A 22030-nucleotide genomic window follows, 5' to 3' on the forward strand; every position below is an offset into this window, starting at 1 on the left:
GCAATTTTCAAGGCTTCAGCGTGTACGAAAACTTCTATGGGCTTCGGGAGAAGCCGTTCTCCATCCAGCCCGACCCGGATTTCCTCTACATGGGCAAGCGACATTCGCTCGCCTATACGATGCTGCAGTACGCGATATACAACCGCGCCGGTTTCACGGTCATCTGCGGAGACATCGGCTGCGGCAAAACGACCCTCATCCGCCGCCTTCTCCGGGAGTTGGGAGATGAGGTGTCTGTTGGGCTGGTCACCAACACACACCCCGACCTGGCCGACCTGACCGAGTGGATCATGCTGGCCTTCGGCCTGCCCTACGACGGGCTGTCACCGGTGGCTCGCTACGACGCATTCCAGCGCTACCTCATCGGCGAGTACGGGAAGAACCGCAGGGTGGTTCTGATCGTGGACGAGGCACAGAACCTGAACCCTGCTGCGATGGAGTCTTTGCGCATGCTCTCCAACATCAACGCAGACAAAGACCAGTTGCTGCAGGTGGTGCTGGTGGGGCAACCCCAGTTGCGTGATTTGCTCAGGCGCCCCGAACTGCAACAGTTCGCCCAGAGAGTGGCGGCCGATTTTTTCATTTCGCCATTGAACACGGTCGAGGTCGGGGACTACATCGAGCACCGGCTGAAAGTGGCCGGCCGCGACAGGCAGTTGTTCACTCCGTACGCGGCAGCCAAGATTGCCAAAGCGACCCACGGCATCCCCCGAAGCATCAACATTCTCTGCGACATGGCCTTGGTGTACGGGTTTGCGTCCGAAGCCAGGCTGATCGACGTACAGGTGATCGACGAGGTACTGCGGGACCGCAGCGACTACGGCGTGCTGGGCGACACCAATTTCAACGTCGGACAGCCAGGCAATAGCCAATGGGGGGACAGCAACTTTCCCCCGGCATCCGATCCCCCAAAAGTGTGAGTTGCCTCACATTGGGTAACAAATTGTTGAGTCATAATGGTTTACCCGATGGGAGTAGGACCGGGTGCCATACCTGAGAGATCTGTGTGACCACGCCTTCAGAAGATTCGAACGACATCGCCATTGTCGGCATGGCCGCCCATCTACCAGGCGCCGCCAACCTGACGGCTTACTGGTCCAACTTGCGGGAGGGCGTCGAGTCCATCCGGCGACTGAGCGAAAGCGAGTTGCTGGCCGCAGGTGAAAGCCCTGAACGCATGCGGCATCGCAACTATGTGGCAGCCGCAGCACCGCTGGAAGGGTTCGAACAGTTCGATGCGGACTTCTTCGGCTTCAGCCCCAAGGAAGCCGCGATCATGGATCCCCAGCACCGCCAGTTTCTGGAGGTGGCCTGGGAGGCTCTGGAAAACGCCGGGCACCCGCCCGAGACCTTCTCCGGACCCATCGCCGTGTACGCCGGCTGCGGCATGGGGAGCTACTTCTACTTCAACATCTGCTCCAACCCCGACCTGGTGGCCAGTACGGGCATGTTTCTGCTGCGCCACACCGGCAATGACAAGGATTTCCTGTCCACCCGGGTGAGCCACATCTTTGACCTCAAGGGCCCGAGCGTCAACATCCAGACCGCCTGCTCGACCTCGCTGGTGGCGGTGCACCAGGCCTGCCAATCCCTGTTGCTGGGCGAATGCGACATGGCACTGGCCGGTGGTGTCACCATCGAACTGCCCCATGCGCGGGGCTATATCTTTCAGGAAGGCGAGATTCTTTCGCCAGACGGCCACTGCCACGCTTTCGATCACCGGGCCCAGGGCACCGTGTTCGGATCGGGCGCTGGCGTGGTGGTGTTGCGCCGCCTGGCCGACGCCCTCAAGGACGGCGACCACATCTGGGCCGTCGTCAAGGGAACGGCCATCAACAACGATGGTGCAGCCAAAGCCGGCTACCTGGCCCCGAGCGTGGACGGCCAGGCCAAGGCGATCGCCGAAGCGCAGGCCGTGGCCGGCGTCAGCGCCGAGACCATCGACTACGTCGAGTGCCACGGCACCGGCACTTATCTGGGCGACCCCATCGAGGTGGCCGCCCTGACCCAGGCGTTCCGAGAGACGACACAGGACAGTGGCTTCTGCCGGATCGGTTCGGTCAAGACCAACATCGGCCACACCGACACGGCGGCCGGGGTCGCAAGCCTGATCAAGGTGGCGCTGTCGCTCAAACACCAGGAAATTCCGCCGAGCCTGGGCTATGAGAAGCCCAACCCCTCCATCGACTTCGAATCCAGCCCATTCCAGGTCAACCATGCCCTGAGTCCGTGGCACTCGCACAAGGGTCCGCGGCGTGCCGGGGTCAACTCGCTGGGCGTCGGAGGCACCAATGCCCATGCGGTGGTGGAAGAAGCGCCCGCGCGCGAGCCCTCTCCCCCTTCGGATTGGCCCTTCCAACTGCTGGTCTTGTCGGGCCGGACCCGGGCTGCGCTCGATGCCAACGCCAAGGCCCTTGCGGCCCACCTCAGGGCCCACCCGGAGCAGGCCCTTGCGGACGTGGCGTTCACCCTGAAGGAAGGTCGGCGCGCGTTCGAACACCGGCGCGTGCTCGTGGCCGAGAGCCACGAAGAAGCCGCCGCCCTGCTGGAAGGCAGCGACACCCGGCGGGTGTTCACCCACACCCATCTGGAAGACGATCCGGAGGTGGTGTTCATGTTCCCGGGCGGCGGCGCGCAGTACGCCGGCATGGCCCGCGAGCTGTATGCGACCGAACCGGTCTTCCAGGACTGGATGGACCGCGGGCTGGAGATTCTGCAGCGGCAACTGGACTACGACGTGCGCGCCGTCTGGCTGCCCGAGGCAGAGAACCATGCCGCCGCGGTCGAGAAGCTCAAGCAGCCCTCGGTGCAGCTGCCGCTGATCATGATCGTCGAATACGCGCTGGCGCAGCTCTGGATGTCCTGGGGCGTCAATCCGGCGGCATTGGTCGGGCACAGCATGGGCGAGAACACGGCAGCGTGTCTGGCGGGGGTGATGTCGTTCGAAGACTGCATCGGCCTGGTGCTTCTGCGCGGCCGGCTCTTCGACACCGTGCCGCCCGGCGGCATGCTCAGCGTGCCGCTGGCAGCGGACGAGGTGCGCGGCCTGCTGGGTCCGGAGCTGGACATGGCCAGCGTGAACGCACCGGAGCTGTGCGTCGTCTCAGGCCCACAGGCGGCGCTGGACGAGCTGGAAGCCCGGCTCCGCGCGCGCGAGGTCGAGCCGCAGCGCATACAGATCGACATTGCGGCGCACTCGCGCATGCTGGAACCGATCCTGTGCCGCTTCGAGGCCTACCTGCGCAGCATCCGCCTCAACCCACCCAAGATTCCCATCATCTCCAACCGCGACGGCCAGCCGCTGAGTGCGGCAGACGCCACCGACCCGCTGTACTGGGTGCGCCACCTGCGCAATACCGTGCAGTTCGCCGACTGCCTTGCCACGCTGAAGAAAGTCGGTCACCGGGTGTATCTGGAGGTCGGACCCGGCAAGGCGCTGGGTTCGCTGGCGCAGGCCAACGGGGTACCCTCTTCCCAGGTCATCAACTCGCTGCGCCATGCGGACCACACAGTGGCGGACGACGTGTGGTTCCTGGGCACATTGGGCCGTCTGTGGGCCAACGGGGTCCGGGTGGACTGGGAGCCGATCTGGGGTGAGGCCCGCAGGCAGCGCGTGCCCCTGCCTACTTACGCGTTTCAGCGAAAGCCCTATTTCATCGAGCCCGGCAAGGCCCGGGCCGCAGCAGAAGAAGCGCCGCAACTGCAGCGCACCGACGACATCGGCGCATGGGGCTACCAGCCCCGCTGGCGCCCGCGACAGGCCAACGTCGACATCGACGTCGCGCTCGACCTGGGCCACACGCCTCCTCAGAACTGGCTGGTATTTGCCGACGAAACCGGACTGAGCGACCGGCTCGTGGCCCGCTTGCGGGACGCGTCCCACCGCGTCACCGTGGTGCGGGCGGGTGATCTCTTTGCGAAGCTGAGCGACACCGAGTACCTGCTGGCCCCCGAGCGCGGCCGCGAGGGGTACGACCAACTGCTGCGCGACCTGGTGGCCTCTGGCAATACCCCCCAGCACATCGTGCACGCCTGGCTGGTCACCCAGGAAGAGCGGTTCCGTCCCGGCAGCAGCTTTTTCCATCGGAACATCGAACAGGGTTTCTTCAGCCTGTTGTTCCTGGTGCAGGCGATGGCCGAAGAAAACCTGCCCCGCCCCCAGCACCTGACGGTGCTGAGCTCTGACGCGGTGCGCGTGCGCGACGAAACACTGCGTTACCCGGAAAAATCGACCCTCATGGGCCCGGCCAGGGTCGCGCCGCGCGAGTTGCCGGGCCTGACCTGTTCGGTGCTCGACCTGGTGTTGCCCATCGCCGACAAGGGCTGGCGCGCCAAACCCAATGCGCAGGATTGGGCGGCGCTGACCGACCGCGTGCTGGAGGAGCTGTTCGCCACCCCTGACAACTGCGTGGCGGCGATCCGGTCCGACAAGCGCTTCGAGCTGACCCACGTCCCCCTGCCCCTGCCCCCCTCCGAAGAGCTGGCCAGCTTCCCCAAGGGTTGTGTCTGCCTGCTCACCGGCGGCCTGGGTGGCATTGCGCTGACGCTGGCCGAGCGACTGGCGCGCGAAAAGCAGGCGCGCCTGGTGCTGCTTGCGCGCCAACCTCTGCCGCCGGCCGACACATGGGACGCCTGCCTGCGCAACAACGATCCGCTGGACCCGGTGGTTCAGCGGATCACGGCCGTGCGCCGTCTGCAGGGCCTGGGTGCGGAAGTGCTGGTGCTGGCGGCCGACGTGTGCAACGTCAAGGACATGCGCGAGGCCGCCGAACAGGCCCGGCAGCGCTTCGGACGCATCGAGGTGGTGATCCACGCCGCCGGCGTCGTGGACGATGGCCCGCTGTTGACCAAGACCTCGGGCGGAGTGGAAGAAGTGTTCGCACCCAAGGTGCACGGGGTTCAGATTCTTGACGACCTCTTCCCGGACGGCAGCATCGACTGGCTGGTGTTGTTCTCGTCGACCAGCACGGTGACGGCACCTGCCGGTCAGGTCGACTATGTGGCGGCCAACGAATACCTCAATGCCTACGCGGCCAGCCGTGTGGGGCAACGCACCAAGGTGCTGGCCATCGACTGGGGCATCTGGAACGAGGTGGGCATGGCCGCGAAGGCCATGGCCAGCCGCCTGGGTGACGCTGCACCTCCCCCCCGCCACCCCGCCGGCAGTCCCTTGCTGGACGAGGCGACCTTCGACGCTGCTGGTCACCGGCTGTTCACCGCGAGCTGGCAAACCAGCAACCGCTGGATCCTGGACGGCCACCGCACCAAGGCAGGCCAAGCCCTGCTGCCTGGAACGGGTTACCTGGAGCTGGCGGCCCAAGCTCTCCGGGGCAACGGCGAGACCGGCTCGTTCACCATCAAAGACCTGTACTTCTTCCGACCGCTGGAGGTCAACGACGACCAGACGCGCGACGTGCGCGTCAAGCTGGCGCGCAGCGACGAGGGTTATGCCCTGGAAGTGCGCAGCGACGTCCAATACGAAGGTCGCAAGGGCTTCCAGCTCAATGCGCAGGCCACGCTGGTTCCGGGCGCGCTGCCGGCCGCCGCGCGGGTGGACACCACCGCGCTGCAAGCCCGCTGCACCGTCCGGCGCGACGAAGACGCCAACGGCCTGAGATCTCCCCAGGAAGAACACCTGAACTTCGGGCCACGCTGGCGGGTGCTGCGCTCCGTCGCCTATGGCAACAACGAAGGCATCGCCCTGCTGCAGTTGCCATCTGCGTACGAAGAAGACCTCGGTACCGGCTACCTGCTCCACCCGGCCTTGCTCGACCTGGCCACTGGCTGGGCCATGCACCTGATCGAGGGCTACCGGGCCGATCACCTGTGGGTGCCGGTGTCGTACCAGTCGGTCAAGGTGCACCGCCCGCTGCCCGGCACGGTCTGGAGCTGGGTGCGCAACGCTCAAGCCAACCACGCCGACGCGCCCTTTGCCTTGTTCGATGTGACGCTGTGCGACGCCCAGGGCGAGGTCTGTGTCGAGGTGCGCGGCTTCTCGATCAAGCGGCTGCAGGAAGGCGGCTTCTCCGCCTCGAACAGCCGGCTCGATGCACGCGAAGTGGTGTTCGAGAAGAGTGCTGGTGACAACGCCCAGACCCGCCTTTCACCCGCGGAAGAGCAACTCCAGCACGCGATGTCGCAAGGCATCCTGCCGCACGAGGGCGCCGATGCCTTTGGCCGTGCGCTGGCCACGGGCCTACCGCAGGTCATCATCTCGTCCATGAACCTGGACGCGCTGGTGCGCAAGGCCAGCGAGGTGGCGCAGGCCGATGTGGCGTCCGGCCAGAAATTCCAGCGACCCGACCTCGACAGCGACTACGTGGCGCCTGGCAACGATGTGGAACGCACGCTGGTCGGCTTCTGGGAAGAGCTCCTGGGTGTCGATCAGGTGGGTGTTCAGGACAGCTTCTTCGACCTGGGCGGGCATTCGCTGATAGCGGTGCGCCTGTTCGCCATGATCAAGAAGGCCTACCGGGTCGAGTTTCCGATCTCCGTGCTGTTCGAGGCCCCCACCATCGCCCTGTGCGCTGCCCTGATCCGCGAGCGCATCGGCGACACCGGTGGTGCGGCGGACGCCCCCGCCGGGGAAACCGGCGCGGCCGCGCCTGCCCGGCGTCGCTTCGTCCACCTGGTGCCGATGCACGACGGCGAAGGTGGTGAACAGACTCCGTTCTTCCTGGTGGCGGGCATGTTTGGCAATGTGCTGAACCTGCGGCATCTGGCGCGCCTGCTCGGCACCGAGAGGCCGTTCTACGGCCTGCAGGCGCGGGGCCTCTATGGCGACCAGGCACCGCACGAAACCTTTGAAGAAGCGGCCGCCGACTACATCGCAGAAATGCGCCAGGTCCAGCCGCACGGCCCCTACCTTCTGGGCGGGTTCTCGGGCGGAGGCATTACCGCTTACGAGATCGCCCGCCAACTGGAAGCCGCTGGCGAGCAGGTCCGCTTGCTTGTGCTGCTGGACACGCCGCTGCCGGTCCGGCCGCAGATCAACCGGATGGACAAGGTCATCATCAAGCTGGCGGAACTGCGCAAAAAGGGCCTGGGCTACCTCTGGACCTGGGCGCGCGGGCGGCTGGACTGGGAACTGAACCGATTGCGCAACAGGAACGCCGCGCCGATCCAGCCCCGCACGAACCAGCTGAACAACGAGGCCATCCAGGCAGCGTTCCTGGGTGCCCTGCCGCGCTACCGCCTACAGGTCTGGAATGGCAATGCCGTGCTCTTCCGCCCTCCGCTGGACCTGCGCTGGAAAGTGACGGGCGGGCGCTGGGTCTCGGCCGAGCGCGAGTATGTGTACGCCGACAACGAGTGGACACGTTATCTGCCGTCGCTGCGCGTGCTGGAAGTGCCCGGTGATCACGACTCCATGGTGCTGGAACCCAACGTGCGCGTGCTGGCGGGCCTGATGCGGGAATGTATCGAGGCCACCCGACAACCGGAGGCGCGACCATGAGCCAGTCCACGAAGTCTCGCGTGCTGACGATCGTGCTGAACTACCGCACGCCCGAGCTGACACTGCGCTCGGTGGAGGCCGCGTTGCGCGAGATGGAAGGACTGGAGGGCGCCATCACCGTGGTGGACAACGATTCGGGTGATGGGTCGTTCGAGCAACTCACACAGGCGGTCCGGGAGCGCGGCTGGAACCGCGTGCGGGTGCTTCAGTCCGGTCGCAATGGCGGCTACGGCGCAGGCAACAACTTCGGCGTTCGCCAAGGCCTACCCGACGGCTCATCGCCCGACTACGTCTACATCCTCAATTCCGACGCCTTTCCCGAGACCGGCGCCATCCGCGTGCTCGCCGAGTATCTGGACGCCCATACCCGGGTGGGTTTTGCCGGCAGCCGCCTGCACGGCGAAGACGGCTCCTCCCACCAGACGGCATTCCGCTTCCCGACCGTGTTCAGCGAGTTCGAACATGCGGCGGCCACCGGCCCCATCTCGCGCCTGCTGCGCCGCTACATCGTCGCGCTGCCCGAGTCCAACGAGGTGCAGGAGGTGGACTGGCTGGCCGGGGCCAGCCTCATGGTGCGCCACCGCGTCTTTGAGGAAACCGGGGGGTTCGACGAGCGCTTCTTCCTGTACTTCGAAGAGACCGACCTGAGCCTGCGTGCGCGCCGCGCCGGCTGGCGATCCGTGTACCTTCCAGAGAGCCGCGTGATGCACATCGGTTCGGTGTCCACGGGCATGAAGTCCTGGAAGCGCATTCCCCGGTTCTGGTTCGATTCGCGGCTGTGGTACTTCACCAAGAACCATGGCGTGGCCTACGCGGCCCTGGCCACGCTGGCCCATGTGGCGGGTGCGCTGATTCTCAGAGCCCGCCGACTTTTTCAGAAGAAGCGCTCCGACCAGCCCGAGCGCTTCCTCAGCGACCTGGTGTCGCACGCCCTGTGCTGCGCGTGGCACCGGCGGCTGGTCGGCCGCCCCGAAGCCGCCTCCCCCTGATCCTTCCGAACTGACCAATCCCGGAGTCCCCCATGAGCAGTTTTTCCTGTGTGGTGATGGGCAATGAGTCCCTGCTGATCGAATGTGCCGAACAACTTCTGCGCGCAGGTGACCGCATCGGCGCGGTGATCACCCGCAACCCCGACATCCGCTCGTGGGCGGCGAACCACAGGCTGCGGGTGGAGGCGCCCGGCGAAGGGCTTGCCGACCGTCTGTCCGACGTGGGCTTCGACTGGTTCTTCAGCATCGCCAACCTGTCGGTCATTCCCCAGCCGGTGCTGGCCAAGGCCACACGCGGCGCCATCAATTTCCACGACGGCCCCTTGCCCCGACACGCTGGCCTGAACGCACCGGTCTGGGCGATCCTGGCCCGGGAAAAGCAGCACGGCGTGACCTGGCACATGATCGAAGGCGGCATCGACGAAGGTGACATCCTCAAGCAGCGCCTGTTCGACATGGCGCCCAATGAAACGGCGCTCACGCTGAACACCCGCTGCTACGAAGCAGCGATCGAAAGCTTCTCCGAACTGCTGGCTGATCTGCACGGCCCTGGCCCACAACGCCGGCCCCAGGACCTGAGCCAGCGCTCCTACCACGCCCGCCTGGACCGTCCTGCTGCAGCGGCCCGCATCGACCTGTCCCGGCCGGCCGAGGAGGTGCTGGCCCTGGTGGCGGCGTTGGACCATGGCAGCTACTGGAACCCGATCAGCTGCCCCAAGCTGGTGGTCGGCGACCGGGTGCTGCTGGTGGCCACGGCGGCGGTCGAGGCCGGCGCTGCAGCGGCCCCGGGTGAAGTGCTGGAAGCGACCATGGGCGGGCTGGTGGTGGGCACCGCGTCGCTCCCGGTGCGCCTGGCCGGCCTGCGCGACACCCTGGGTGCCGCGGTGTGTCCGACGACCGTGGCCCGGGCAGGTGATCGGCTGCCACTGCCCGAGGCCGCCAGCACGGCGGCCCTCACCGACGCCATGGCCCGCGTCGTCGCGGGTGAAGCCGCCTGGCGCAAATGCCTGCAGGCGCCAGAGGGGGTCGATCTGCCGCTGGTGTCCGCACCGACCGGCTCCAGCCTCTGGCGCTCGCTGCCGCTGAACGCACCCGCCAGCCTTGGCGGCGACCGCCTGCTCGCCGCCGTGGCGGCCTGGGTTGCACGCGTCAGTGGCAAGAGCCGTTTCGATCTGGCCTACCGGGACGCAGACATCCCGCTGGCACCGGGCTTCCTGTCGACCTGGGTCCCACTGCGCCTCGACGCCGCCGGGGACACCCCGTTCTCGGCGTTCTCGGCCCAGTGTGCCGACTCCTTGGCAGCCGCCCGGAAGGCGCCCGCCTTTGCCCTTGACCTGGTGGCCCGCGACCCGGCGATCAAGGCCCTCACTGTGCCCCAGGTCGGTCTGGCCAGGGGTCACGGCGCGACCGGCATCGACGGCACGGCCCTCACGATACAGGTCGGCGCGCAGGGCGGCCTCACCTTGTGGTACGACGAAGCCCGCCTGAGTGCCGAGACCGCGGCAACCCTGTGCCAGCGACTGCAGCGCGTGCTCGACGCCCTGAGCAACGACACCGCGCAGGACACGCCGCTGGGCCAGCTCCCCGTCATGAGCGAGGCCGAGCGCGAACAGGTGCTCTACGGCTGGAACGACACCCGATGCGACTACCAGCGCCAGACGTGCGTGCACCAGTTCTTCGAGCAGCAGGTCCATCGGACTCCAGATGCCACAGCGGTGGTGTTCGAAGGTCAGTCGCTGAGCTACGCACAGCTCAACCGGCGCGCCAACCAGGTCGCCCACCGCCTCATCGCCATGGGCGTCCTACCCGGCACCCTGGTCGGGCTGTACACGCCGCGCTCACTGGACCTGCTGGTCGGCGCCCTGGCCATCCAGAAGGCCGGTGGCGGCTATGTGCCGCTGGACCCGGCCTATCCACCCGACCGCATTGCCCTGTACATCGAGGACAGCGGCGCGCCGGTGATCGTCGCCCAGTCCACGCTGATCGACAGCCTGCCCGCGCACCAGGCCCAGGTGCTGGTGATCGACGAGGACGCCACCATCGCCAGTCAGCCCGACACGGACCCGGCCAGTGGCGTGGGTCCGTCCGACATCGCTTACATGATCTACACCTCGGGCTCCACTGGCCGTCCCAAGGGCGTGATGGTCGAGCACCGCAACGTGGCCAACTTCTTCCGCGGCATGGACGACCGCATCCAGCACGACCCGCCGGGGGTGTGGCTGGCCGTCACCAGCCTGTCCTTCGACATCTCGGTGCTTGAACTGTTCTACACCCTGGCCCGCGGGTTCAAGCTGGTGCTCAGCAGCGACGAGAACCGGGCGCTGGTGTCCTCCGGGCGCATCGCCAGCGGCCAGAAGATGGATTTCTCCATCTATTACTGGGGCAACGACGACGGTGCCGGTCCCAAGAAGTACGAGTTGCTGCTTGAAGGCGCCAAGTTCGCCGACACCCACGGCTTCTGCGCGGTATGGACACCGGAGCGGCATTTCCACGCCTTCGGCGGCCCCTACCCCAACCCGTCGGTGACCGGCGCCGCCGTGGCGGCCGTCACGAAGAACATCGGTGTGCGCGCCGGCAGCTGTGTGGTGCCGCTGCACCATCCCGCGCGCATCGCCGAAGAATGGGCCGTGATCGACAACCTGACCAACGGTCGCGCTGCGCTCGCGGTGGCGTCTGGCTGGCACCCTGACGACTTCGTGCTGCGTCCCGAGAACACCCCCCCCGCCAACCGCCAGGCGCTGTTCGATGCCACCGAGCAGATCCGGCGGCTATGGCGCGGCGAGGCTGTGGACTTCCCCACCAAAGACGGCACCTTTGCGGTGAAGACGCAACCGCGTCCTGTGTCGAAGGAACTGCCGATCTGGGTGACCACAGCAGGCAATCCCGAGACCTGGCGCGACGCCGGTCGGGTCGGTGCCAACGTGCTGACCCACCTGCTGGGCCAGTCGGTCGAAGAGGTGGCGGAGAAAATTGGCATCTACCACGAGGCGTTGAGAGAAGCCGGGCACGAGCCGTCCAACTTCACGGTAACGCTGATGCTGCACACCTATGTGGCGCGCGACCGCGAGCAGGCGCGCGAAACCGCGCGCGGCCCGATGAAGGACTACCTGCGCAGCGCCGCCGGCCTGATCAAGCAGTACGCCTGGGCATTCCCCGCCTTCAAGAAACCCAAGGGTATCAACAACCCCGCCGAAATCGACATCCGCACCCTCGACGCCGAGGAGCTCGAAGGCATTCTGGAGTTCGCCTTCCAGCGCTACTTCGAGGACTCGGGCCTGTTCGGCACGGTGGAAGACTGCCTCGACCGGGTGGAGCAGCTCAAGCGCATCGGCGTCGATGAGGTTGCCTGCCTGATCGACTACGGCATCCCGTCCGAAAAGGTCATGGAAGGCCTCTACCCGCTGGCAGAGGTGCTGCGCCGATCCAACGAGGGAGCCGGACCAGCACCGGACGATTTCTCCATTGCCGCGCAGATCGTCCGGCACGGCGTCACGCACCTCCAATGCACGCCCAGCATGGCGCGCATGATCGCCATGAACGACGAGGCTCGTCTGGCTCTGGGCAAGGTCCAGCACCTGATGATCGGCGGCGAGGCCTTGCCCGGCACCCTGGTGGCCGAACTGTCCCAGCTCGGTACCGCCACCATCGAAAACATGTACGGCCCCACCGAGACCACCATCTGGTCGTCCACGGAAACCGCGGGCACCAGCGAAAGCATCGTCAACATCGGCCGCCCGATCGCGAACACCCAGATGTACGTGCTGGACGAGCACCAGCAGCCGGTGCCAGTGGGCGTGCCCGGCGAGCTGTACATCGGCGGCGACGGGGTCACGCGCGGCTATTGGCAACGCCCCGACCTCACCGCCGAACGCTTCCCCGCGGACCCGTTCGTGCGTCCGGAATGCGCGGCCCCCGGCGGTGCGCGCATGTACCGCACAGGCGACCTGGCGCGCTGGCGTCCTGACGGACGCATCGATTTCCTGGGCCGGGCCGACTTCCAGGTCAAGATCCGCGGCTACCGCATCGAGCTCGGTGAAATCGAGGCGGTGCTCGAATCGTCCGCTGGCGTCCAGCAGGCGGTGGTCGTGGCCCGCGAAGACCAGCCGGGCGACGTGCGCCTGGTGGCCTACCTGCGTGCCGATGCCGGGGTCTCGACCGAACGCCTGCACGAGTGGGTCGCCACCCGGCTGCCCGAGCACATGGTGCCCGCGCACTTCGTGATGATCGACGAGTTCCCACTCACGCCCAACCGAAAGGTCGACCGCAAGGCCCTGCCCGCGCCGTCCCAGACCACCCAGCGCGAGCGCACCGAGGCCTTTGTCGCCCCCGAGAACGAGATCGAACAAAAGATCGCAGCGATCTGGTCCCGCATCCTGGGTGTTCCGCAGATTGGGTCCAAGGACAGCTTCTTTGCCCTGGGCGGCCATTCGCTGTTGGCGGTTCAGGCCCACCGCGAGATCAAGCAGGCGCTCAACACCACCCGGTTGAGCATCACCGACATCTTCCGCTTTCCGACCCTCTCGGCCCTGGCACAGCACCTGGACGACAAGCCCCGCGAGACCGCCGAGACCGCGGCGGAATCCACGGAACGCGCGCAGATGCGGGCCGACGCGATGTCGCGCCGGCGCGCGATGCGCTCGGGCAAGCTGCCTCAGGACTGATGCAAGCGGTCGAATGCCATCAACCGACCACAGAGCTCCCGCTGCTGCAGTCCTTGCGCCTGCAGCTGGCGCAGGCTCTTGGCGCGGGCGTTGGCGTGGCCTGCACCGGCGTTGACGGCGAGCCGGACCTGCTCTGGCCCGCTGAACGCACGGCCATCCTGAAAGCAGTGCCGGCCCGACAGCGCGAATACGCCGCTGGGCGCCAGGCGGCACGTGCCGCGATGCAGCAGATCGGGTGTGTTCCCGCAGCCATTCCGACCGCCCCCGACCGCTCGCCAGTCTGGCCCGAAGGGCTGACGGGGTCCATCGCACACGGTGGGCGGGTGTGCCTGGCCGTGGTCGGCCGGCGGCACCAGGTACACGCGGTAGGCATCGACATCGAAGAAGACCGTGCCATGGCACCCGACCTCTGGCCGAGCATCTGCACCGCTGAAGAACTGACCCGTTTCGATCAGCTGCCGCCAGACGAGCGGGGACGGCGGGTGTCCCGGCTGTTCTGCGCCAAGGAAGCCTTCTACAAGTGGCAGTACCCCCAGACCGGGCGCCTGCTGGACTTCCTTGATGTGCAAGTGACGTTCTCGGCGGATGCGACCGGTTTTGTGGTGCGCGCCAGCTCTGGCGGCACCCCGCTTCCCCGCTGCACCAGGGAAGGCACCCTGCTCGCGCGCGACGGCCTGGTGCTGGCCTGGCTGCTCGGGCCTGCCTCATGAACGAACGATGCGCGCCGACGAGCCATGCAACACCGTGAAAGCACCCACATGAAGACCTCCGGCAGCCACCTGCTGTTGTATGCACCCGTGCCGCTGTACGCCGGGAAGGACGGCTACCTGCTGGAGGACCAGGCCTGCAACGGACTGCGCCTATGGGCCGAAAACTTCGAGCAGGTCACGGTGATGCACCCGCTGGAGCTCGGCACCCCACCTCCGAGCTGGATTCCGGTGCGTTCGTCGGCCATTGACCTGGAACGTGTGCACCTCGTCGCACTGCCGTCGGCCTACCGCCCCGACCGATTTTTCCGCTTCCTCCCATCGGTGCGGCGCCAGATCGCCCAGCTGATCGACGAAGCGGACTATCTGTCGTTTTCCATTGGTGGGCTCTTCGGTGACTGGGGCTCGGTGGCCGCTCTGGAGGCTCACCGCAAGGGTCGGCGCTTTGCTGTCTGGACCGACCGGGTGGAGTCCGAAGTGGTGCGGCACGAGGCCCGTGCGGCCCGCACCCGCCGGGCGCGGCTGAAAGCATCCCTGTACCACCGGCCGATGGCCGCACTGGAGCGGGCCATCATCCGGCGCTCGGCCCTCGGGCTGTTCCATGGCGCCGAAACCTTCGCCACCTACGCGCCCTACGCCACCAAGGCGGAAATCGTCCACGACATCCACCTCCGCGAGGAAGACCGCATCCCGCCCGACACCCTCCGCAGCAAGCTGCAGGGCGTCATAGACGGCCCGCTGCACATCGGCTATCTCGGCCGCGCCGACGTGATGAAGGGTGCCGACGACTGGATCCAGGTGATGGCGTCGCTGAAGGAAGCCGGTGTCGATTTCCGCGCGACCTGGTGGGGAGACGGCGAACGGCTGCCCGAGATGAAGGCTCAGGTGGAGCGTCTGGGCCTGACCGGGCAGGTCGCGCTGCCCGGCTTCATCCGGGACCGTGCGGCCATCCTGAATGTCCTGCGCGAGACCCAGGTGTTCGTGTTCTGCCACAAGACGCCGGAGTCGCCGAGAAACCTGATCGAAGCGCTGGTCTCGGGGACTCCCCTGATCGGCTACGACAGCCCATTCCCGAAAGACCTGATCGCTGCCCACGGCGGCGGCCTGCTGACCCCCAAGGACGACATCGGCGCCCTGGTTTCCAGTCTGACCGGTCTGGCGCGGGACCGCCAGCGGCTGGCGGATCTGATTGGGCGTGCGGCGCAAGATGGTCAGCCCTTCAACGATGTCGCCGTCTTCAGGCACCGCAGCGAGGTGATTCGTGCCCACCTCTGATGTTCAGTACGCGCATCTGCGCGAACTGCTGTGCAAGCGTGTGGCGGACTATGGCGAACACGCGGCCTATGTGTTCCTGGGGCACGGCCTGGACGCCAGCCACACGCTGAGCTACGCCGCGCTGGGCCAGTCGGCCGAAGCCATCGCGAAGCGTCTGCGTGAGCGCATCGGGCCAGGAGAGAGGGTGTTGCTCGCGTTTGACAACCACCTGGACGCTGTGCAGCTGTTCTGGGGCTGCATCCTGGCCGGCGCCATCCCCGTCCCGGCGCCTGCTCCGGACACCCGGAATGCACGAAACAGCGAATCGCGCTTGCTGGGCATTGCCAACGATGCGGATGTGGCGCTGGCCATGACCGATGAGGAGCACATTGAAACCGGCCGCGCCCAGATCCCCGGGCGCATGTGGTGCACGCTGGACACACTGCTGAATGGATCGCCGCAGTCCAACGCGGTGGCGTCAGCACCCGTAGGCCTGGTCGAGAGCACGGTGGCATACCTTCAGTACACCTCCGGGTCCACAAGCGCCCCGCGGGGCGTCGAGATCACCCACGACAACGTGCTGGCACAGTGCCGTTCGCTGGTGAGCGGGGCAGATACGCCCTGGATGAAGGCGCTGGTCTGGCTGCCCTGGTTCCACGACTACGGCCTGGTGCATGGCGTGCTCCAGCCGGTGTACTCCGGGGGCACTTCATTCCTGATGTCCACCGTGCAGTTCCTGCTGCACCCCCTGAGGTGGCTGGAAGCCATTGCCATGCATGGCGTCACCCACAGCGGTGCGCCCAACTTCGCCTACGCCGCCTGCGTGCAGGCACTGGCCCGCTCGCCCCGATGGAACGCCCGTCTGGACAGCTGGCGGTACGCCACCTGCGGCGCGGAGCCGGTGCGAGCCACCACGCTGGAGGCGTTCTCACAGGCCTTTGAACCGTTCGGGTTCCACCGTGCCGCTCTCGCACCCTCGTACGGGCTGGCGGAAGCGGTGCTCGCAGTCACCGTGAAGAACGCCACCACGCCGCTGCAACAGGTGACGCTGGATGCACGGGCCATCGAACGTCACGACGTGCGCCCAGCCGACCCTGAAGCGGCTGGCACCAGAACCCTGGTGGGTTGCGGACCGGCGCTGCCGGGTTTCCAGCTGCGCATTGTCGATCCCGACACCAGGATGCCCTGCGCCCCCGACCGCATCGGCGAGATCTGGGTGGCCGGACCGAGCGTGGGCCGGGGCTACTGGGGACAGCCCGACGCCACGGCCGAGCACTTTGGCGGCACCCTCGCCCCAGAAGCCGCCGACCCCACGCGCTACCTGCGCACCGGCGACCTGGGTTTCCTGCACGGCGGCGAGCTGTTTGTTGCGGGCCGACGCAAGGACCTGATCATCGCGAACGGCCGCAACCTTTACCCCCAGGACCTGGAGCAGACCGCGGAGGCGGCGCACCCCGGCATTCGGGGCGGTGGCGTCATCGCGATTTCGGTGGACAAGGGAGACCGGGAAGCGGTCGTGGTGCTGGTCGAGTGCAGCCGGCGTCCCTCGCCGGATGTGGTACGGCAGCTGGTCGATGCCGTCCACCGGCGGGTGGCCACCGAACACCAGGTGGATCTGCACGACATCGTTCCCCTGCGGACCGGTACCCTGCCCCGGACTTCCAGCGGCAAGCCGCAGCGCAGCGCGGCGCGGCGCCTCTACTTGGAGGGGCGGCTGGAGCCCCTGCGCCTGTCGACACAGGCCCACACAGCCGCCGCGGCGGCGCCCGACCTTGCAGCCAGCGCCGCGCTGCTGGACACCCTGACGCTGTTGTGGTCCGAAATCCTCGGGCACGAGGTGATCGCGCACGACGCGAACTTCTTCGACCTGGGCGGCGATTCGCTGCTGGCCACACAACTGGTCTCGCGTCTGCGCACGAGGCTCGGCCTCGACCTGCCCATCAGCGCAGTGTTCGAGACCCCCACGGTGCGCGGACTCGCCCACCGGCTGGCGCAGCTGTCGGCCACGCCGGACAGCGCCGTGGCAAGCGCGCCGGTGCCGGCAGACGTCACGCCCCTAGCCGCGCGCGGCCCCGGCAGCCGATTCGGCCTGTCGTTCTCCCAGGAGCGCATGTGGTTCATGCACGAACTGGCGCCGCAGAGCAGCGCGTACAACATCCCGCTGGCCATGCGGTTGAAGGGACCGCTGGAGGTGGCCGCCCTGCAGGCAGCCATGGATCGCGTGGTCGAACGCCACGAGATCCTCCGCACACGCTTTGTCAAAACGGCCGACGGCGTGTTGGCCGAGGTGGTCCCCCCCCCGGCCGTGCACCTTCAGCCCGTGCGGCTGACCACCGATGGCAGCAGCCCACCGGACGAGGTGGTGCGCCGCCATCTGGCCGATGTCACCTGCCAGCCCTTTGTGCTCGACCAGTGCCCGCTGGTCCGGGCGCAGCTCATCCACCTGGCCGAACACGATGCGGTGCTGCTGATCGTCATGCACCACATCGTCAGCGACCAATGGTCGTTCGCGGAGCTGGGGCGGGAGCTGGCAGCGCACTACAGCGCCCAGCTGTCCGGAACCGAGGCCTCGTTGCCCGAGCTGCCGATCCAGTACGCGGACTACGCGCGCTGGCACCGGGACTGGTTTGAGCAGGAGCGCCGGGCCAGCGAGCTGGCGTACTGGTCGCAGCGGTTGAACGGGCTGGAGCCGCTGCCGCTCAACAACGACCTGCCACGCCCACTGGAGCAGAGCTTCCGCGGTGCGGCGCTGCGGTTCCCGCTGGAGCACGAGCACATCGCTGGCCTGCGCGCCCTCGGCGCGGCGCACGGTGCCAGCCTGTCCATGGTGCTGATCGCGGCGCTCAACGTGCTGCTGCACCGGCACACGGGCAAGACCGACATCGGCATCGGCGTGCCCATTGCCAACCGGCACCACCTGGCTTCCGAAAACCTCATCGGCACCTTCGTCAACACCCTGGTGTTCAGGACCGATCTGGACGGCGACCCGGACTTCCTCACGGTGCTCTCCCGCGTACGCACCGTCTCGCTGGAGGCGTTTGAGCACCAGGACATGCCCTTCGAGGTGCTGGTCCGCGAACTGGCGGCCAGGCCGGACAGCAGCCGCCAGCCGCTGTTCAACGTGCTCTTCAACATGGTGAACACGCAGGCCCGGGACTGCCACTTCGAAGGCCTGACCTGGTCGCGGCTGGACTTCGACCGGGCGTCGACCCAGTTCGACCTGAGCGTGGTGGTCGACGTGATGTACGACCACGCCTTCGTGATCGAGTACGCCACCGACCTGTTCGTGCCGGAGACAGTGCAGCGCATGGGCGAGCACTTGCTGCAAATCCTGCGCATCGCCGTCCAGGCGCCGGACTCCCGCGTGGCCACACTCCCGCTGCTGGGCGAGGCCGAGCGAAAGCGCCTGAACCAGTGGTCGCGCGGCCCTGTCGAGGCCGCCGCCGCGGCGTCGGCGCACGCCTGGGTGGCCCGGGGTTTGCTGCAGTCGGCCCAGCGGCCCGCGCTGGTCCACGGCGCTGCGCGGCTGACCCACCACGAACTGGACGAGGCTTCGAACCGGCTGGCGCGGCTGTTGCGGCAGCGCGGCATTGCGCGGGGTTGCCGTGTCGGCGTCTGCCTGCCCCGCAACCACGAGCTGGTGATCGTGCTGCTGGCCATCCTCAAGTCCGGCGCGGCCTACGTGCCCCTGGACCCCAACTATCCCCGGCAGAGGCTGAGCGACCAGATGCAGGACGCCGAGCTGGCGCTGCTGGTGAGTCACAGTTCGGTGGTGCTGGACGAGCACCAGACCCCTCGCCTGCTGGTCGATGTTGACCGCACGCAGATCGACGCGACCGCACCGCATCGGCTGCCGGACGACGCCCTGCTCGATGCCCGCCCGGAAGACCCGGCTTACCTGATCTACACCTCCGGCTCCACGGGTCGCCCCAAGGGGGTCGCCGTGCCACACCGGGCCGTGGTGAACCTGCTGGAGAGCATGGCGCGTGCGCCCGGCTGCACCGCGCACGACCGGCTGCTGGCGGTGACCACCCCCAGCTTCGACATCGCCGTGCTGGAGCTGTTTCTCCCCCTGGGCACGGGTGGCACCGTGGTCGTGGCCAGCCAGGCCGACGCCACCGATGGCCGGGCGCTGGCCGAGCTGATGGCGCAAGAGGACATCACCGTGCTGCAGGCCACACCGTCGCGCTGGCACTTGTTGCTGGAAGCCGGCTGGGCCGGGAACCCGCGGCTCAAGGCGCTGGTGGGGGGCGAGCCCCTGACGCCCGACCTGGCCTCGCGGCTGCTCGCCCGGTGCGGCGAGGTCTGGAACATGTACGGCCCCACCGAAACCACGGTCTGGTCCAGCTGCTGGCGGGTGTCGCCGGACGCCGTGCAGGCGATTGATCTGGGACGCCCGGTGCTCAACACCTCGATCCAGGTGCTCGACCCGCAGCTGCAGCCCTGCCCGATCGGGGTTCCCGGGGAGATCTACATCGGCGGCACGGGGGTGGCCATCGGCTACCACCGGCGGGAGACCTTGACCGCCGAACGCTTCATCGAGCAACCTCACGCGCAGGACCCGCTCGTGACGCGCATCTACCGCACGGGGGACCGCGGGCGCTGGCGCTGCGACGGGTCGCTGGAACACGGAGGCCGGCTCGACGACCAGATCAAACTGCGCGGGTTCCGGGTGGAGCTAGGAGAAATCGAGGCCCGTTTGCTCGCCCACGAATCCATCGCACGCGCTGTGGTCATGCTGCGTGAAGACGCGCCAGGCCAGGCCCGGCTGGTCGCCTACGTGGTGCCACGGGGAACCATGCCCACCCGGGAAGCCCTGCGCGAACACCTGCGCCACTGGCTGCCCGACCACATGGTGCCCGGCCTGTTCGTCGAGCTGGATGCCATTCCCGTGCTGCCGAACGGCAAAACCAACCGCCGGGCACTGCCGGCTCCGTCCGACGAGGCGTCGCGGACACGCACCCCGCCCCGCAACGCCACCGAAACAGCCATCCTGTCGATCTGGCAGACCGCCCTGCAGACGGAGATGATCGGCATCCACGACAACTTCTTCGATCTCGGCGGGCACTCGATCCTGGCCGTGGGGGTGGTCAGCCGCATCGAGTCGGCGCTGCAACGGCCCTGCGCGCTGGCCTTGCTGTTCAAGCACCCCACGGTGGCGGAGCTGGCCGAGGCGCTGTCACAGACCGTGCCCGAGGACCACAAGGACATCCCGGTGGCGGTGTTGCGACCTGGTGGCCAGGGCCCCGGCTTCTTCCTGCTCGCAGGGGCCGAGATGTACCGGCGGCTGGCACAGTTGCTTGATCCGGGCGTGCCGGTGTACGGCGTGTTCTCACAGACCGAAATCGACCTGCTGGAACAGCCGATGGACCTGGCGCCGCCCGTGGTGACCGTGGAGACGCTGGCCCGGGAATACAAGGATCTGATCCGAGGCATCCAGCCGCACGGCCCTTATTTCCTCGGCGGCTTTTCGATCGGTGGCCTGCTCGCGTTCGAGGTGGCCCGCCAGCTGCAGACAGAAGGCGAAGCCATCGGCCTGATCGCCTTGCTCGACTCCAAACTGCCTGGGCATGGTTTCAGGCACCTGGTGGCGGGCGTGCTCCGGCGCCTGCGCCTGCTCCGGCGCGAGGGGTTCGGGCACCTGCGGCACATCTACCGCGTGTACCGGCACCAGACCGAACACCGCCACGAACCCGGCAGCAGGCGCATCCAGGTCTATGCCAAGGCCATGCACGACCACAAGGCCCTCCCCTGCGATCTGCCCGCGTTGTTCCTTCAGGCCGGTGGCGACCTGTCCACGGCGCCGGCCTATGGCTGGCGCTCGCTGCTGCCGCGGCTGACCATCGAACGCGTCCCCGGCAAACACATGGACATCCTGGAACCGCCCCATGTGGAGGTGCTGGCTGCCGCGATGCGACCGCACCTCGCCGAGGCCAGACGCATGGGCACTTCCCCGGCCCGGACCGGTCATACTGCGGCGCCCTCTTCAACCCGTGCCTCCACCACATGATGCTGAAACACTCGTTGAAATACCTGCTGGCCTTCGCACTCACCGCCTGCGGATGGCACAAGTCGCTCGACCAAGCCGAACTCTCGGCCCTGTACACGCAGCCGCTGTCACCGCCTGACAAGCCGCTGCGTGTCTTCCACATCGGCCACAGCCTGGTCAACAAGGACATTCCCATGATGCTGGAGCAGCTGGCGGGCGCAGGTCACGACCACCGCTCGCAACTGGGCTGGGGCGCCTCGCTGAGGTCGCACTGGGAACCGGACGTGCCGGTCAATGGCTTCGAGGTCGAGAACGCGCACCCCCGATTCCAGGACGCGCGCCAGGCCGTCGACAGCGGTCAGTTCGATGTGCTGATCCTGACCGAGGCAGTGGAGATCAAGGACTCAATCAAACACCACGACAGCCCGGAGTACATCCGCCAGTGGGCCCGTGCGGCTCGCAAGGCCAATCCGAAAACCCGCGTCTACCTCTACGAACTCTGGCACGAGCTGAACGACCCCAAAGGATGGCTGGAGCGGCTGGACGAGGACCTGAGCCTCTACTGGGAGGGCGTGCTCCTGGCCAGGGGCCTGGCGCACGGCGACACCGGCGGTCCGGTGTACGTCATTCCCGCCGGTCAGGTGATGGCCCGTCTGGTGCGGGAGGTGGAGGCCCGAGGTGGCGTCGACCGGCTGCGCTCGCGCGAAGACCTGTTCTACATCAGCGACGAGGGGAAACGCGACATGATCCACCTCAGTGCGCTGGGCAACTACCTCGTCGCCCTCACCCATTACGCCGTCCTCTATCACCGTCCACCGCCGGCAGAGCCGCAGACCATCCGGCTGGTTGACGGGACGCTGTTGCCCGCCATTTCGCCGGAACTGGCCCGCCTAATGAGCGAGGTGATCTGGTCGGTGGTGACGAGTTACCCCAAGACCGGGGTGGCACAGCGCGGCAGCTGATGCGGGTCGCCC

8 protein-coding genes are annotated in these 22030 nt (G+C 67.3%); all 8 read left to right on the forward strand.

Translation table 11 applies throughout. From position 1 onward, the window contains the following. The first annotated feature begins 20 nt into the window (after positions 1 to 20). Positions 21 to 920, forward strand: coding sequence for an ExeA family protein (locus ACFOPI_RS21660; RefSeq protein ID WP_382178660.1), 900 nt, complete (start codon positions 21 to 23; stop codon positions 918 to 920). Positions 921 to 1006: 86 nt separating this feature from the next. Beyond that, positions 1007 to 7456, forward strand: coding sequence for a type I polyketide synthase (locus ACFOPI_RS21665; protein WP_382178663.1), 6450 nt, complete (start codon positions 1007 to 1009; stop codon positions 7454 to 7456). Beyond that, positions 7453 to 8445, forward strand: a complete 993-nt coding sequence (locus ACFOPI_RS21670) for a glycosyltransferase family 2 protein (protein ID WP_382178666.1) — start codon at positions 7453 to 7455, stop codon at positions 8443 to 8445. Before ACFOPI_RS21665 ends, ACFOPI_RS21670 begins: the two co-directional genes overlap by 4 nt. A gap of 32 nt (positions 8446 to 8477) precedes the next feature. Continuing rightward, complete coding sequence (locus ACFOPI_RS21675; RefSeq protein WP_382178668.1) at positions 8478 to 13106, forward strand: MupA/Atu3671 family FMN-dependent luciferase-like monooxygenase; 4629 nt, start codon at positions 8478 to 8480, stop codon at positions 13104 to 13106. Beyond that, positions 13106 to 13816: a 4'-phosphopantetheinyl transferase family protein gene (locus tag ACFOPI_RS21680; protein ID WP_382178671.1), complete on the forward strand. Its 711-nt coding sequence runs from the start codon at positions 13106 to 13108 to the stop codon at positions 13814 to 13816. Before ACFOPI_RS21675 ends, ACFOPI_RS21680 begins: the two co-directional genes overlap by 1 nt. Before the next feature lie 48 nt (positions 13817 to 13864). Then, positions 13865 to 15088: a glycosyltransferase gene (locus tag ACFOPI_RS21685; protein ID WP_382178673.1), complete on the forward strand. Its 1224-nt coding sequence runs from the start codon at positions 13865 to 13867 to the stop codon at positions 15086 to 15088. Further along, positions 15075 to 21077: an amino acid adenylation domain-containing protein gene (locus ACFOPI_RS21690; RefSeq protein WP_382178676.1), complete on the forward strand. Its 6003-nt coding sequence runs from the start codon at positions 15075 to 15077 to the stop codon at positions 21075 to 21077. The genes ACFOPI_RS21685 and ACFOPI_RS21690 overlap by 14 nt, the downstream gene beginning before the upstream one ends. After that, positions 21074 to 22018, forward strand: a complete 945-nt coding sequence (locus ACFOPI_RS21695) for a hypothetical protein (RefSeq protein WP_382178679.1) — start codon at positions 21074 to 21076, stop codon at positions 22016 to 22018. The genes ACFOPI_RS21690 and ACFOPI_RS21695 overlap by 4 nt, the downstream gene beginning before the upstream one ends. Positions 22019 to 22030 lie beyond the last annotated feature (12 nt).

This window comes from Hydrogenophaga luteola (genome assembly GCF_042648585.1).
Classification (GTDB): domain Bacteria; phylum Pseudomonadota; class Gammaproteobacteria; order Burkholderiales; family Burkholderiaceae_C; genus Hydrogenophaga; species Hydrogenophaga luteola.

What these genes read in the sequence shown, in the direction of transcription:
- ACFOPI_RS21675 (WP_382178668.1), top strand. Translation starts at nt 8,478, where the DNA reads ATGAGCAGTTTTTCCTGTGTGGTGATGGGCAATGAGTCCCTGCTGATC.
- ACFOPI_RS21685 (WP_382178673.1), top strand. Translation starts at nt 13,865, where the DNA reads ATGAAGACCTCCGGCAGCCACCTGCTGTTGTATGCACCCGTGCCGCTG.
- ACFOPI_RS21670 (WP_382178666.1), top strand. Translation starts at nt 7,453, where the DNA reads ATGAGCCAGTCCACGAAGTCTCGCGTGCTGACGATCGTGCTGAACTAC.
- ACFOPI_RS21695 (WP_382178679.1), top strand. Translation starts at nt 21,074, where the DNA reads ATGATGCTGAAACACTCGTTGAAATACCTGCTGGCCTTCGCACTCACC.
- ACFOPI_RS21680 (WP_382178671.1), top strand. Translation starts at nt 13,106, where the DNA reads ATGCAAGCGGTCGAATGCCATCAACCGACCACAGAGCTCCCGCTGCTG.